Genomic DNA, 1,560 nt, shown 5'->3' with positions numbered 1-1,560 from the left:
ATAGAGTGACCCCATAAAGTTGGACCTAATCGAGTAAGCATTTCGCTTGCTCGATTTTGTTTTTACATAATATTCGTTCTATGCGGATTGCATGCGTTCACGGTATTGTTTTGGACTTAGACCTCCTAACTTTTCTTTGATTCGATCTTCGTTGTAATAACGGATATATTGCTCAATTGCCTGCACCAGTTCTTTACGACTACGGTAATTGTGGCCATAGTAGATTTCTCTTTTCAATAAGCTAAAGAAGTTTTCCATAGGTGCATTGTCATAGCAGTTGCCTTTTCTTGACATACTTTGGAAAATATGATGTTTTTCTAACATGGCTTGGTATGTGGTCATTTGGTATCCCCAACCACGATCGGAGTGAAAGGTCCGTCGATAAGGACAGGCCTTTGTTCGCTCAATGGCTACTTCTAAACCTTGCAGCATGGTGACTCCATTGGGCTGATCGGATAGGACGTAACTGATGATTTCCAGGTTGTACATGTCCATGTAGGGATCGAGATAGAGTTTCTTTGTTTGAAGTTTCCCGGTCTTATCTTCTTCATAGTATTTGAATTCCGTGGTGTCGGTGGTGATTTTTTGCAAGGGGATGCAGGTATTGAACCGGCGGTTGATTCGGTTCTTCTTGATTTTGCCCACGACTCCTTTGTAGGAGTTGTATTTTTTGTATTTCCTGCCATAGGAGTGGACTTGAAGGCCCATGATTTGAACTAGTCGTTGTACTTTCTTTTTGTTCACCACCCGACCCTGGTTCTTTAATTCCAGATGAATGCGGCGATAACCATAGTCTTTGTGTTGGCTCCGAATGGCAAGGATTTCGTCTTTTAAGGATTGATTCTTGTCTTCTTCGGACCATTTTTTCTGCCAATACATAAAGGTGGACTTTGGGAAATGGATGGCGGCAAGAATCTCTGTTAGTTGGAATTGTTCTCGGAGTTTGGAGACAATCTTCGCCTTTTGTTCATTGCTTCTTCTTTCTCCAAACTCCTGAGCTGTTCCCAGAACATCTTTTGAATGGTAAGTTTCCGATTTTCTGTCTCTAATTCTTTGATGCGATTTTCCAATGCTTCGCGTGTGGAGGCGTCGATAGATTCGCTTTTCTTTACAGTTTTTGGTGGTTGGTTGTGGTCATTTTTCTTTGTCACAGGTCTCCCTCGCTTGTGCGGGAGCAGCCCCTCGATGCCCTTCTCTCGGTACTGTCTTCGCCAATTGACAATCATGGACGGATTCGTCAAACCGAGTTCGAGGGCAAGTTGTCGGTAGCTGCATTCGCTCGTTTCATAGCGTGTAATGGCTTCTAACTTAAACTCTACACTATACGCACGATTATTTCTAGAGCGCATTAAGCCTTCATCGCCATAATTTTTGTAATTGCTAATCCATAGCCTGAGAACGGACTTCTCGATTTGGTATTTCATTGCTAAGGCTTGATAACTTGTTTTACCACACAAGTACTCCTCGACGATTTTCTTCTTCAATTCGTAACTGTATTTTGCCATTAAAAGACCCCCAAAGGTTGGATTTCTTGGTCCAACTTTTGGGGGTCAGTGCAGA

The 1,560-nt window shown here is 42.6% G+C and carries 2 protein-coding genes; both read right to left on the bottom strand.

Annotated elements, in window-relative coordinates:
* Positions 1 to 78: 78 nt before the first annotated feature.
* Positions 79 to 1,008, bottom strand: a complete 930-nt coding sequence (locus tag BQ7400_RS10245) for an IS3 family transposase (protein WP_245759391.1) — start codon at positions 1,006 to 1,008, stop codon at positions 79 to 81.
* The gene (locus BQ7400_RS10730; RefSeq protein ID WP_072469058.1) at positions 921 to 1,505 is read right to left on the bottom strand and encodes a helix-turn-helix domain-containing protein; all 585 of its coding nucleotides are present in this window, start codon (positions 1,503 to 1,505) and stop codon (positions 921 to 923) included. The genes BQ7400_RS10245 and BQ7400_RS10730 overlap by 88 nt, the downstream gene beginning before the upstream one ends.
* Positions 1,506 to 1,560: the final 55 nt, after the last annotated feature.

The sequence above is a fragment of the Urinicoccus massiliensis genome (assembly GCF_900120405.1).
Classification (GTDB): Bacteria; Bacillota; Clostridia; order Tissierellales; family Peptoniphilaceae; genus Urinicoccus; species Urinicoccus massiliensis.
Note: the sequence above shows the minus strand (reverse complement) of the source record. Positions and strands in the feature narration are given on the sequence as shown.

Coding starts and splice junctions, on each gene's coding strand:
- BQ7400_RS10730 (WP_072469058.1), bottom strand. CDS start 1,505: ATGGCAAAATACAGTTACGAATTGAAGAAGAAAATCGTCGAGGAGTAC.